Consider the following 12,681-nt stretch of genomic DNA (forward strand, 5'->3'; position numbering starts at 1 on the left):
CCGAAATGCCGTCGAATTGTTAGTGCGATTCATTACAGGTCACTGACTTAGCTAATGAAAATCGTGGCTGCGGATCGGGATCACGTCTTCGGGATCGCAGCCGTTACGGAATGGCGGGTGATAGTCGCTGCGCACGCGCGTCTTCCAGCCGGGGTCGCCGCGATCGGGTGACCCAGGGTGCGTCGCGCCATCGCCGCGGCTGGTGAGGCGCGGCAGGTCGATATCGCCGACCGTGCGCAGCATCGCGGTGCGATCGTGGATGCGATCGGCGATGACGTGGATCACCTCGCCTTCGCGCTGGACGACGCCGGTGACGCTGATCATCGCTGAGGACATCACGACGGTGCGCTGCGCCTCGAACCGGTCGGGCCACAAAATGATATTGGCGACCCCGGTTTCATCCTCGATGGTGATGAACAGCACGCCCTTCGCCGAGCCCGGCTTCTGGCGGACGAGGATGATCCCCGCCACCTCCACGCGCCGGCCGTCGCGCGTTTCCCGAAGCTGCGCGCACGGGATCACGCGCTGGTCGGCAAGCCGGTCGCGCAGGAAGAACAGCGGATGTTCGCGCAGGGTGAGCTGGGTGGCGCGATAATCCTCGACCACCTCGCGCCCGGCGGTGAGCGGCACCAGACTGACCGGCGGTTCGCGGCGCTCGGCCGCCTCCAGCAGCGGCAGCGGCGTCTCGCCCAGCCCGCGGATCGCCCATAACGCCTGTCGCCGGTCGAGCCCGAGCGCGTGGAAGCCATCGGCCTTGGCGAGCTTCTCCAGCGTCGCGAGCGGCACGCCCGAGCGGCGCCACAGATCCTCGACCGAGCGGAACGGTGCCTCGGCGCGCGCGGCGATGATCCGCGCCACGTCGATCATCGACACGCCGTGGACGATCTTCATCCCCAATCGCAGCGGCAGCCTCGCGGTGTCGCCCTCGTCGACCAGCCGCGTGTCCCAGTCGCTGTCAACGACGCACACCGGGCGGATCACTACGCCATGTTCGCGCGCGTCGCGGACGATCTGCGCGGGGGCGTAGAAGCCCATCGGCTGCGCATTGAGCAGCGCGCAGCAGAACACGTCCGGGTGATGGCATTTCATCCAGCTCGACGCATAGGCGATCTTGGCGAAGGAGGCGGCGTGGCTTTCGGGGAAGCCGTAGGAGCCGAACCCCTCGATCTGCTTGACCAGCCGCTCGGCGAAATCGGGGCCGATGCCCTTCTTCGCCATGCCCTCGATCAGCTCGGTTTTGAACTGCCCGACGCCCTGCGTGTATTTGAAGGTCGCCATCGCCTTGCGCAATTCGTCGGCGCGCGCGGGCGTGAAGCCCGCACCCTCGATCGCGACTTTCATCGCCTGTTCCTGGAATAGCGGGACGCCGTACGTCTTGCCCAACACCGCCTTCAGTTCAGGTGACGGATAGTCGAACTCGATCGCGGGGTTGCGGCGTTTCTGTTCGCGGCGCTTCAGATAGGGGTGGACCATGTCACCCTGGATCGGGCCGGGGCGGACGATCGCAACCTGGATGGCGATGTCGTAGAAATTGACCGGCAGCATCCGCGGCAGCATCGCCATCTGCGCGCGGCTCTCGATCTGGAAGACGCCGAGCGTATCGGCCTTCTGGATCATCTTGAATGTCGCGGGGTCGTCGGTCTGAAGATCGGGATGGTCGAGCGTCAGATTTACATTCTTGTGGCGCGCGAGCAGGTCGAAGGCGCGGCGCATACAGCCGAGCATCCCGAGCCCGAGGATGTCGACCTTCATCATGCCGGCTTCCTCGACATCCTCCTTTTCCCATTCGATCACGCGACGATCGGCCATCGCGGCGGGCTCGATCGGGACGAGCGCGTCGAGCCGGTCGCGGGTGAGCACGAAGCCGCCGGGATGCTGCGACAAGTGGCGCGGGGTGCCGATCAGTTCGCGCGCCAGTTCGAGCGTGAGCGCGAGCCGCGGGTCGCCGCGATCGAGGTTGAGCGCATCGACATGGCGGTCGGCAACGCCTTCCTCCGACCAGCCCCACACCTGCCCGGCGAGCGCGGCGGTCATGTCCTCGGGCAGGCCGAGCACCTTGCCGACCTCGCGCACCGCACCGCGCGCGCGGAAGCGGCTGACCACCGCGGTCAGCGCGGCATGGTCATGGCCGTAGGTGTCGTAGATCCACTGGATCACTTCCTCGCGGCGTTCGTGCTCGAAATCGATGTCGATATCGGGCGGCTCGGCGCGGTTCTCGGACAGGAAACGCTCGAACAATAACTGGTGGACGATCGGGTCGATCGAGGTGATGCCGAGCACGAAGCAGATCACCGAATTGGCCGCCGACCCGCGCCCCTGACACAAGATGTCCTGGCTGCGCGCATATTCGACGATCGAATGGACGGTGAGGAAATAGGCGGCGTAGTTGAGTTTCGCGACGAGCCCGAGTTCCTTGGCGAGCAGGTCGCGATAGTCCTGCGGGACCGCGCCGTCGAAGCGCCGGTCGAGCGCGCGGGTGGCGAGCTTTTCCAGCGCCTGTTGCGGGGTCTGCCCGCTCATCACTTTCTCTTCGGGATAGAGATACTGGTCGCGCAGGTCGCGGGGTGAGAAGGTGCAGCGCTCGACGAGGGCCTCCACCGCGGCGAGCGCGTCGGGGAAGCGCACGAAGCGGCGTTCCATCTCGTGCGGCGGGTGGAGGCAGCGGTCGGCGGAGCGTTCGCGGCGCAGCCCGAGCGCGTCGATCGTGGTCTTCTCGCGGATCGCGGTGACGACGTCCTGGATCATGCGCTTGTCGGGATGGTGGTAGAGCACGTCGCCGGTCGCGAGCGGGGCGAGGCCGTAGCGGCGTGCGGCGACGGCGGCCTCGTACAGGCGGCGCGCATCGTCGGGGCGGCGCTGCTGCGTCAGGCAGACATGGCCGCGCGCGTCGCCCGAGCCGGCGCCGAACAGATCGGCCATCCAGCGCAATTCGCCCTCCTCGGCCCCGTCCGCGCCAGGGACGAGCGCGGCGACCAGCCCGGCGGCGTGCGCGGCGACATCCTCCCAGTGCAGGAAGCAGCGGCCTTTCTCGCCATGCTGCGGGCGGGCGCGCGCCTTGCCGATCGTCAGCAAGCGGGTGAGGCGGCTCCAGGCGGCGAGGTCCTGCGGCCAGACGAGCAGTGACGCGCCGGTGACGAGATCGAGCCGACAGCCGGCGACCATCCGCACGGGATTGCCCTGCGACGAGGTCTGTTCGGCGGCGACCAAGGCGCGGACGATCCCGGCGACCGAATTGCGATCGGTGATGCCGAGCGCGGGGAGGCGCATTTCCGAGGCGGTGGTGAACAATTCCTCGCACGACGACACGCCGCGCAGAAAGCAGAAGTGCGTCGCGACCTGAAGTTCGGAATAGGTCATGACCGCTTCCGTTCGTCATTGTGTGTCGGTGCAGGTCGAGCCGCTGCGGACACCGCTCCCGTCATGCCGGACTTGTTCCGGCATCCACCGTGCCGCAAATGCCCGAGCCGTTGCTCTTGCCGAGCCGTGGACCCCGGAACCAGTCCGGGGTGACGATGTGGCCGGGGCGATGTTTGGCGCTGCACAGAGGTCGCGCGCAAGCCGGAGGCGCGACGGCGCGCGTTGACCCGTATCCTCAACTGCCGAACCCATGCAGGAACCAGCTGAGGTCACCGGTTTCGTTGCGCAGTCCGTCGCCGCGGCGGAACAGCCAGAAGCGTTGCCCGGTCTCGTCCTCGACACGGTAATAGTCGCGGACCGCCATCCGCTCGGGCGCGCGCCGCCACCATTCGCCCGCGACGCGCTCCGGGCCTTCGGCATGGACGATGCGGTGCGTGGCGCCGCGCCACGTGAAGCGCTTCGGCGGCTGGTCGGGGAGTTCGGCGAGGACGTGGTCGATCCGCTCCGGGCGGCGCAGCAGCAGCACCGGGCGTGGCCAGCGCGGGTGCCACGGATGGTCGGGGCTGCGCGCGTCGAGGTGGCGGACGTCGTCGGGGCGCAGTTTCTGTGTCTCGCGGTGTGGCGGATCGAGCGGCGCGGTGCGCATCCACGAGCGTTCGGGGACGTCGCTCTCGACCGGGGCGACGCGCCATAGCCGGCCCGCGCCGATGCGGTTGATGAGCGCGTCGATCAGCGGCGCGAGATCGGGCGCGGCATCGTCGGCGAGCGCGGGGGCGAGCGTCTCCGCACCAAGCGGGTCGGCGCGGCGCACGATCAGCGCGATGCCGTCGATGCCGTAACCGGGTTCGATCTCCTCGATGCGGCGCAGCGTCAGCCGCAGCATGTGCGCGGCGTCGCGGGTCGGGCGCGCGAAACCGAGCCGCAGGATCTGCGGCACGCCGTCGACGCGCGCGGCGATCATCTCGACCGCGCGCGCGCCCTGACCGGCCTTGGCCAGTGCGACCGCGAGCCGCTGCATCAGTTCGCGCAGCCAATGTTCGATCGCGTCGGGGGTGGCGATCGGCTCGACGAAACGCTGCTCGACCGCGATGCGCGTCGGCGGGACGATCGGCTCGAACGGTTCGGGCAGCTGGCCGAGCGCCTGATCGATGCGGTCGGCGATCGCACGACCGAAGCGGCGGACGAGCGGCGCGCGGGGTAGGGCGGTGAGCTGGCCGATCGCCTCGATCCCGAGCCGCGCGAGCAGTTCCAGCGCGGGCGCGTCGAGCCGCAGCGCCGCGACCGGCAGCTGTGCCAGCGCGGCGCTTTGCCCAGCGGGTGGAACGATCTGCACGGCGTCGCGTGCGCCGAACCGCGCCTGCGCCCAGGCCGCGCCCGGCGTGTCGGCGACCGCGACGCGCGCCGCGATGCCGTAGCGCGCGAGCAGCCGCAGCAGCCGGCGGCAGAAGCGCGCCTCGCCGCCATGGAGATGCGCGACCCCGGTCAGGTCGACGAACAGCCCGTCGGAGTCCGACACCGCGACGGTCGGTGCCCAGCGGCGCGCGAGCAAGGTGGCGAGCGCGGCGAGATCGGCGGCGTCGCGCGCGGGCTCGGCCTCGCGCACGTCGAGTCCCGGCACCTGCGCGCGTGCCATGGTCAGCGCGGTGCCGGGGCCGATGCCGAGCGCGCGCGCCGCTTCATTGGCGGCGGCGATCTCGACGCGCGCGCCGCTGCGCTGCACCGTTACCAGCGGCGGTTCGTCGACGGGTGCGGGCAGGGGACCCGCTTCTTCGTCGTCGCAGACGCGTGCGACCATCGTCGCCAGCGTGCGGCCGGTCTGGAAGAAGCGGCCGTGGCCGTAGCTGGGCGCGGTCGGTACGCTCTTGCCGTGATTGTCGGGGTGTGGCCCCTCGCCGGGGAAGTGCACCGCGGGCATCGCGGCCAGCTGTTTGAGACTTTGGGCGAGATTGGGCGGGGCGACATGCCCGGCCTCGCCGCCATGCCCGTCGCGCGCGCTGCGGCGCGGCGCCTTCATGGCGCGGCGGACGACGACATCTTCGCCGGGGCCGAGCACCGGGGGCATCCGGCCCATGCGGTGCAGCGCGCCCGCTTCGTCGGGCGGCAGCGGGCGGAACGGGTGGTCGACCAGCTCGGTCTTGCGCGACAATTCCTGCAGCGACGGGCGGCGATGCGCGGGCAGCGCCTCGACCGCGGCTTGCAGGTCCTCGTTGCGCCAGCCGCGCGTGCCGGGGCGGAACAGCGGCTCGGCGGCCTCGGTGCGGCGCGACAGTTCGCGGAACGGGGTGGCGGCGGCCTCGCTGGTGCGGCCGAGTTCGCGCTGCGCGGGGCGGCGGTGCGCGGGCAGGCTGGCGACCGCGCTCTCGACCTGGTCGCGCGTGTCGGCGAGCCCGCTGCCGGGGTCGGTGCGCGCCCAGCGCGCGCCGGGACGCCAGCCGCCGCCACGCGGTACGGAGCATTGCTGCGCGCGCTCGGCGGCGGCGTCGCCGCCCAGCGCGTCGAAGGCGGCGCGGCCGTCGGCCTCAGCCGACCGCGCGGCGCGGTGCTCGATCCGCCGCAGCCGGTCGATCGACCAACTGGGCAGGTAGAGCGAGGCGACCCGTCTCATCGGAGCCCTCCACCAAGAGTTCGAACGGATCGCCGCCGCGCTGGCGCACGCATTCGACGTGCCAGCACGCGCGGCCCAGCCCGCCCCACGGCACCTGCGACGACGGCGCGTGCGCGACACGCCAGCGCGTCACCGCCGCGGATGGCGCGGTGATCGGATCGGTGCCGTCGCGGGTCGGGCGGCGCAGCAGCAGCGCGGGGGTGCCGCCCCCCTCTGCGGCGAGTTGCAGCCGGCGTGCCTGCGCCATCTGGACGCGCTTCGCCTCGCCGACCACCGCGCCGAGCCCGCGGTGGCGCAGTCCTTCCTCGACCAGCGCGAGCAATTCGGCGTCGTCGCGCGCCTCGGCATAGACGACGCGCGACGGCGCGAGCCCGGCCTGGAACAGCCCCGGCGCGAACAGGTCGCGCGAGCGGACGACCCACAGGACCTCACCGTGCGTGCGCGCGGCGATCCCGGCGGCGAACAGCACCGCGGCGGCATCGTCGCCCCAGCCAGCGCCGCGCGACGATACTTCGTGGAGCGCGTCGGTCCGCAGGCCGTGGTCGGCGAGACGCGTGTCGAGCGCGGCGATTCCGAACGGCAGCACGGGCCGGTCGCGCGCCTCGCCGGTGATGGCCTGCAAGCTCTCGCGGAGCGCGGCTAGGGTGGGAACGGGACCGGACACAGGCGACTCGCAATCAATATGTTCTCTATTTGTTCCTGTATGTGTTGCGTCGTCAAGGCTTTGGGGGAACTAGGAATGTGGCTGTGCAGCCGATCCGTCATCCCGGACGTGATCCGGGATCCCGCTTCTTCCGTCCGCCGAGAAGAAGCGTGGCCCCGGATCACGTCCGGGGCGACGACACAAAGGAGAGGTGCCTAGGCCGCCTCCGCCTGTTCCTCCGCCGAGGGCGTCACCCGCAAGATTTCGCTCACCGCCCGTCGCTGCTCGCGGCGCGTGACCACCGGCGCGAGGCGCCCGGTGTCGTCGCACGCGATCGCGGTCGCCGCGAACGGTGCGCCGTCGTTTTGCCGGGCGAGCGTCACTTCCCAGCGCGGGCGCGCCGTGCCGACCATCGGCACGGACCCGATCCGCCAGCGCGTCGCCGCCAAAGACGACACCGCGAACGGATCGCCGCCTTCGCGGGCCGGGCGCTTGAGCAGCAGCGCGATGGTGCGTCCGCGCGTCGCGGCCACATGCACGCGCTTCGTCGCGGCCGGCGCGGCGCGGCGGACCTCGCCGATCACCGCGCCGAGCGCGGGATGGCGCAGGCCTTCCTCCATCATCGCCAGCACGCCGGCATCGTCATCGGCCTCGGCATGAATCACGCGCTTCGACAGCAAGCCGGATTGTGCTAGCGCCGGGGCGAACAGGTCGCGGCGTCGCACCACCCACAGGATCGGTCCCCATGCCCGCGCCGCGATGCCCGCGACGAACAAGGTCGCCGCCGCATCGTCGCGCAGCGACGGCGTCGCCGCCGCGAGCTCGTGCAACGCATCGAGCCGCAGCCCGCCGTCGGTCAGCCGCGAATCGATATCCGGCACCCCGAACGGCATCACCCGCCGCCGGCTGTGCCCGTCGCCCGGCAAGGCGCGCAGCGTCTCGCGCAGGGAGGAAAGGACGCTCGACTCGGGCACGACAAGCAGGACTCCGCAGCGGATTGTCGTTCGCAATTTGTTCCATAATGATGGACCGAGTCAATGGCCTGTCACGATGCGGGACTAACTGATCGAGACGGCGTTTTGTCCAAAAGGGCTTTCGCTGACGTTGAAACAATATTACAAGCGGCTGAAATCGTGCTGCGCGTCAAGCAGCGCATGACGGAGAGTGAAACGTGGGCGAAGAACCCGGCATCGTGCACCCGCGCGGCAATCTGCCGCCGCTGTCGCTGCATGTCCCCGAACCCAAATTCCGGCCCGGCGATGCGGTCGACTTCGCCGATGTCGCGATCCCGCCCGCCGGCGCCGCCCGCCGCCCCGATACCGCCGACGCCGCACGCGATTTCACCGATCTCGCTTATTCGATGGTGCGCGTCCTCGACGAGAATCATCAGGCGGTCGGCGCGTGGAATCCGCGGCTCTCGCCCGACACGCTGCGGCGGATGCTGCGCCACATGGCGACGGTCCGCGCGTTCGACGAGCGGATGTTCCGCGCGCAGCGGCAGGGCAAGACCAGCTTCTACATGAAATCGCTTGGCGAGGAGGCGGTGGCGGTCGCCGCGGCGCACGCGCTGGATGCCGAGGACATGTGCTTCCCCTCCTATCGCCAGCAGGGGCTGTTGATCGCGCGCGGCTGCCCGATGGTCGACATGATGAACCAGATCTATTCGAACACCGGCGACAAGCTGCAGGGCAAGCAGTTGCCGATCATGTATTCGGAGAAGCGCTTCGGCTTCTTCTCGATCTCGGGCAATCTGACGACGCAATATCCACAGGCGGTCGGCTGGGCGATGGCCTCGGCGTCGAAGAGCGATACGCGCATCGCGGCGACCTGGTGCGGGGAGGGCTCGACCGCGGAGGGCGACTTCCATTCCGCGCTGACCTTCGCGACCGTCTATCGCGCGCCGGTGATCTTCAACGTCGTCAACAATCAATGGGCGATCAGCAGCTTCTCGGGCTTCGCCGGCGCGGAGGCAACGACCTTCGCTGCGCGCGCGGTCGGCTATGGGATCGCCGGCCTGCGCGTCGACGGCAATGACGCGCTGGCGGTCTATGCCGCGACCGCCTGGGCCGCGGAGCGCGCGCGCACCAATGGCGGGCCGACGCTGATCGAGCATTTCACCTATCGCACCGAGGGTCATTCGACCTCCGACGATCCGACGCAATATCGCTCGGCCGGCGAGCCCAATGCGTGGCCGCTCGGCGATCCGATCCGGCGGTTGAAGGATCATCTGGTCGTGATCGGCGAGTGGGACGAGGCGCGGCAGGCCGACATGGACCGTGAGGTCGCCGAGGAGGTGAAGGCGGCGCAGAAGGAGGCCGAGAAGAATGGCGTGCTCGGGCATGGCTTGCGCCAGCCGCTCGACTCGCTGTTCGACGGCGTGTTCGAGGAGATGCCGTGGCACCTGCGCGAGCAGCGCCAGATGATGATCGACGAGGAAACCGCGAGCGGGCGGCCATGGGACCGCAAGTGAGGGTGGCCCTTATTGCCGTCATCCCCGCGGAGGCGGGGATCCAGACGCGCAGGTCTCTGCAGGAATCGAAACGGCAGCGGGTCTGGATTCCCGCCTGCGCGGGAATGACGGAGTTGGTGTGGTGAGTGACGCGCTCGAACAACCGGTGGCCGTCGATGCAGACACCACCACCCGCATGAACATGATCCAGGCGATCAATTCCGCGATGGACGTGACGATGGCGCGCGATCCGGCGATCGTCGTCATGGGCGAGGATGTCGGCTATTTCGGCGGCGTGTTCCGTGCGACCGCGGGGCTGCAGAAGAAATACGGCAAGACCCGCGTCTTCGACACGCCGATCACCGAATGCGGCATCATCGGCGTCGCGGTCGGGATGAGCGCCTATGGCCTGCGCCCGGTGCCGGAAATCCAGTTCGCCGATTACATCTATCCCGCGCTCGACCAATTGGTCAGTGAGGCGGCACGGCTGCGCTATCGCTCGGGCGGCGAGTTCACCGCGCCGTTGACGGTGCGCTCGCCGTTCGGCGGCGGGATCTTCGGCGGGCAGACGCATTCGCAGTCGCCTGAGGGAATTTTCACGCACGTCTCGGGGGTGAAGACGGTCATTCCGTCGACGCCCTACGACGCCAAGGGGCTGTTGATCGCGGCGATCGAGGACAATGATCCGGTGATCTTCTTCGAGCCGAAGCGCATCTACAACGGCCCGTTCAACGGCCACTGGGATCGCCCGGCGGAGAATTGGTCGAAGCATCCCGGCGGGGAGGTGCCGACCGGGTACTACAAGATCCCGCTCGGCAAGGCGAACGTGGTGCGCGCGGGCGAGGCGGTGACGATGCTCGCTTATGGCACGATGGTGCACGTCTGCGCGCAGGTGGTGGCCGACACCGGCGTCGATGCCGAGATCGTCGACCTGCGCACGCTCGTTCCGCTCGACATCGCGACGATCGAGGCGAGCGTGCGAAAGACCGGGCGCTGCATGATCGTCCATGAGGCGACGCGCACCAGCGGCTTCGGTGCGGAGCTGGCGGCGTTGGTGCAGGAGCGGTGCTTCTACCACCTCGAGGCGCCGGTCGAGCGCGTCACCGGCTTCGACACGCCGTATCCGCACAGCCTGGAATGGGCCTATTTCCCCGGACCGGTGCGGATCGGGCAGGCGCTCAAGAAAATCCTGAAGGACTAAGGCAGATGGCGCGTTTCACCTTCAAGCTGCCGGACATCGGCGAGGGCATTTCCGAGGCGGAGATCGTCGCGTGGCACGTTGCGGTCGGCGACCGGGTCGAGGAAGACCAGAGCCTCGCCGACATGATGACCGACAAGGCGACGGTCGAGATGGAGTCACCGGTGGCGGGCGTGGTGGTCGAGATCGCGGGGGCGGTCGGCGATCAGGTGTCGATCGGCGCGCCGCTGGTGGTGATCGAGACCGAGGGCGAGGGAGAGGTCGCTTCTCCCGCCGCGGAGCCGGAGACGCTGGAGGCGGAGAATCCCGGTGTTGAGGAAGCGCAACCGCAAGCCCTCTCCCCTTCGGGGAGAGGGTTGGGTGAGGGGCAGGAGCCTCGCAGAGATGTCGGTCTCGGTGAGACCCCGGCCCCTCACCCCGACCCTCTCCCCAAGGGGGAGAGGGAGTCTGTTGCACCCAGCCCATCGGACACCGCCCAGACGCCCGTCCTCGCCTCCCCGGCGGTCCGCGCCCGCGCCAAGGACCTGAACGTCGATCTGTCCGCGATCCGCGTGCCCGAGGGCGAGCGTATCCGGCACGCCGATCTCGATGCCTATCTCCGCTACAACGCCGGGCAGGGCTATCACGCGCCGCACGCCCCGCGCGCGCGCGACGACGAGCAGGTGCGCGTCATCGGGATGCGGCGGCGCATCGCCGAGAACATGGCGGCGGCGAAGCGCCACATCCCGCACTTCACCTATGTCGACGAGATCGACGTCACCGCGCTGGAGGACATGCGCGCCGACCTCAACGCGCATCGCGGCGAGCGGCCCAAGCTGACGCTGCTGCCGCTGCTGATCGTCGCGATGTGCCGGACCTTGCCCGACTTCCCGATGCTCAATGCGCGGTACGACGACGAGGCGGGGGTGGTGACGCGTGCCGGGCGCGTGCATGTCGGGATGGCGACGCAGACCGATGCCGGGCTGACCGTGCCCGTGATCCGCGACGCGCAGGACCGCAACGTCTGGCAGCTCGCGACCGAGATCGCGCGGCTGGCGGCGGCGGCGCGCGCCAACAAGCTGACACCGCAGGAACTGGGCGGTGGAACGATCACCGTCACCTCGCTCGGACCGCTTGGCGGGATCGCGACGACGCCGGTCATCAACCGGCCCGAGGTGGCGATCATCGGGCCCAACAAGATCGTCGAGCGCCCGGTCTTCCGGGGCGATGACATCGTGCGCGCCAAGCTGATGAACCTGTCGATCAGCTGCGATCACCGCGTCGTCGATGGCTGGGACGCGGCAAGCTATGTGCAGGCGCTGAAAACGTATCTCGAGACGCCGGTGCTGCTGTTCGCGGATTGACGACGATATGAGGTGATCCGCCGAGAAATGAGGTGAGCAGCGACCATCCGCCTTTCCGGGTCGGATGGTCATCGAACCGTCATGAGAAATCCTCTAGGCCGCGGCCTATGCATTTCGACCTGATCCAGTCGCTCAGCCTGTGCGGCGACGTCGCCACGCCCAATGACGATCGTGCCGGGTGCGGCGTCGATCGCGCATGGGTGATCGATGGCGCGACCGATCTGTCGCCGCCCGGGTTGCTGGGGGCGCAGGGCGGCGCGGCGTGGCTGGCGGCGACCGCCGATGCGGCATTCGCGACGGCTGCGACCGAAACGCTGCGCGAGACGTGCGCGCACGTGTTCGCGACCGTGGAGGCGCGTTATGCCGCCCAACGGCGGCGCGCGCCGGAGGGGGCATGGGAATGGCCACGCGCCGCCTTCGCGGCGGTGCAACTGATCGGCGACATGCTCGAGGTCGCGTGGGCGGCGGATTGCGCGGTGCTGCACGCGTCGGGCGAGGCGGTGGCGTGGTGTACGCCTGCGCCGGACCGGTCGCCCGAAAGCGCGCGGGCGGCGGCGCTGGGGCCGGGGATCGGCGCGACGAAGCTGCGCACGCCGGCGGTGCTGGCCGACCGGCGCGCCGCGCGTGCGCAGCCGGGGCAGCGCGCGATGAGCATCGACGCGGCGGAAAGCGCGCGTGCGATGGAGCTGACGCGGGTCGCGGTGACGCCGGGCGACGATCTGCTGCTGATGAGCGACGGCATGGCGGCGCTGATCGATTCCTATGCGGTGTATGATGCGGCCGGGCTGGTTGCGGCGTTGCGGTCGCGCGGGTTGGCGGCGCTGGGGGAAGAGCTGCGCGCGATCGAGCACGAGGATGCCGCCTGCACACGCTATCCGCGCTTCAAGGCGAGCGACGATGCGACCGCCTTGTGGGTGCGGGTGGGGGAATAACGCCAGGGCGAGCGGCGGCCGTGCGTGATCTAACGCAGTCGCTTCCCTATGTCGTCATCCCGGACCTGATCCGGGTTCCCGCTTCTTCTTCTAGCGGCGAGAAAGAAGCGGGGCCCCGGATCAAGTCCGGGGCGACAAGATTGGCGGAACCGGC

The 12,681-nt window shown here is 69.6% G+C and carries 8 protein-coding genes; 4 read left to right on the top strand and 4 right to left on the bottom strand.

What is annotated here, in order from left to right; all coding sequences use genetic code 11:
* Positions 1 to 51: 51 nt before the first annotated feature.
* The 4 genes from PGN12_05090 to PGN12_05105 form a co-directional block, all read right to left on the bottom strand.
* Positions 52 to 3,357 carry an error-prone DNA polymerase gene (locus PGN12_05090; protein ID MEH3103262.1) on the bottom strand — a complete coding sequence of 1,102 codons (3,306 nt, stop codon included), beginning with the start codon at positions 3,355 to 3,357 and terminating at the stop codon, positions 52 to 54.
* A 235-nt stretch (positions 3,358 to 3,592) separates the two neighbouring features.
* A complete protein-coding gene (locus tag PGN12_05095; protein ID MEH3103263.1) occupies positions 3,593 to 5,962 on the bottom strand; it encodes a DNA polymerase Y family protein in 2,370 nt (789 codons plus the stop codon).
* Positions 5,877 to 6,575: a protein ImuA gene (locus PGN12_05100; GenBank protein MEH3103264.1), complete on the bottom strand. Its 699-nt coding sequence runs from the start codon at positions 6,573 to 6,575 to the stop codon at positions 5,877 to 5,879. Before PGN12_05100 ends, PGN12_05095 begins: the two co-directional genes overlap by 86 nt.
* Before the next feature lie 245 nt (positions 6,576 to 6,820).
* Positions 6,821 to 7,579 (bottom strand): protein ImuA, encoded by a 759-nt coding sequence (locus PGN12_05105; GenBank protein MEH3103265.1) that lies wholly within the window; start codon positions 7,577 to 7,579, stop codon positions 6,821 to 6,823.
* Between the two features lie 197 nt (positions 7,580 to 7,776).
* On the opposite strand from PGN12_05105, the gene PGN12_05110 reads away from it, so the two are divergent.
* From PGN12_05110 to PGN12_05125, 4 genes are all read left to right on the top strand, one after another.
* Positions 7,777 to 9,075, top strand: coding sequence for a 3-methyl-2-oxobutanoate dehydrogenase (2-methylpropanoyl-transferring) subunit alpha (locus PGN12_05110; GenBank protein MEH3103266.1), 1,299 nt, complete (start codon positions 7,777 to 7,779; stop codon positions 9,073 to 9,075).
* A 175-nt stretch (positions 9,076 to 9,250) separates the two neighbouring features.
* Positions 9,251 to 10,255, top strand: a complete 1,005-nt coding sequence (locus PGN12_05115) for an alpha-ketoacid dehydrogenase subunit beta (protein ID MEH3103267.1) — start codon at positions 9,251 to 9,253, stop codon at positions 10,253 to 10,255.
* Between the two features lie 5 nt (positions 10,256 to 10,260).
* Positions 10,261 to 11,595 carry a dihydrolipoamide acetyltransferase family protein gene (locus tag PGN12_05120; protein ID MEH3103268.1) on the top strand — a complete coding sequence of 445 codons (1,335 nt, stop codon included), beginning with the start codon at positions 10,261 to 10,263 and terminating at the stop codon, positions 11,593 to 11,595.
* Positions 11,596 to 11,702: 107 nt separating this feature from the next.
* Positions 11,703 to 12,527, top strand: a complete 825-nt coding sequence (locus PGN12_05125; GenBank protein MEH3103269.1) for a protein phosphatase 2C domain-containing protein — start codon at positions 11,703 to 11,705, stop codon at positions 12,525 to 12,527.
* The last annotated feature ends 154 nt before the right edge of the window (positions 12,528 to 12,681 follow it).

Source organism: Sphingomonas phyllosphaerae (genome assembly GCA_036946405.1).
Taxonomy (GTDB): domain Bacteria; phylum Pseudomonadota; class Alphaproteobacteria; order Sphingomonadales; family Sphingomonadaceae; genus Sphingomonas; species Sphingomonas phyllosphaerae_D.

Coding starts and splice junctions, on each gene's coding strand:
- PGN12_05090 (MEH3103262.1), bottom strand. CDS start 3,357: ATGACCTATTCCGAACTTCAGGTCGCGACGCACTTCTGCTTTCTGCGC.
- PGN12_05125 (MEH3103269.1), top strand. CDS start 11,703: ATGCATTTCGACCTGATCCAGTCGCTCAGCCTGTGCGGCGACGTCGCC.
- PGN12_05095 (MEH3103263.1), bottom strand. CDS start 5,962: ATGAGACGGGTCGCCTCGCTCTACCTGCCCAGTTGGTCGATCGACCGG.
- PGN12_05115 (MEH3103267.1), top strand. CDS start 9,251: ATGAACATGATCCAGGCGATCAATTCCGCGATGGACGTGACGATGGCG.
- PGN12_05120 (MEH3103268.1), top strand. CDS start 10,261: ATGGCGCGTTTCACCTTCAAGCTGCCGGACATCGGCGAGGGCATTTCC.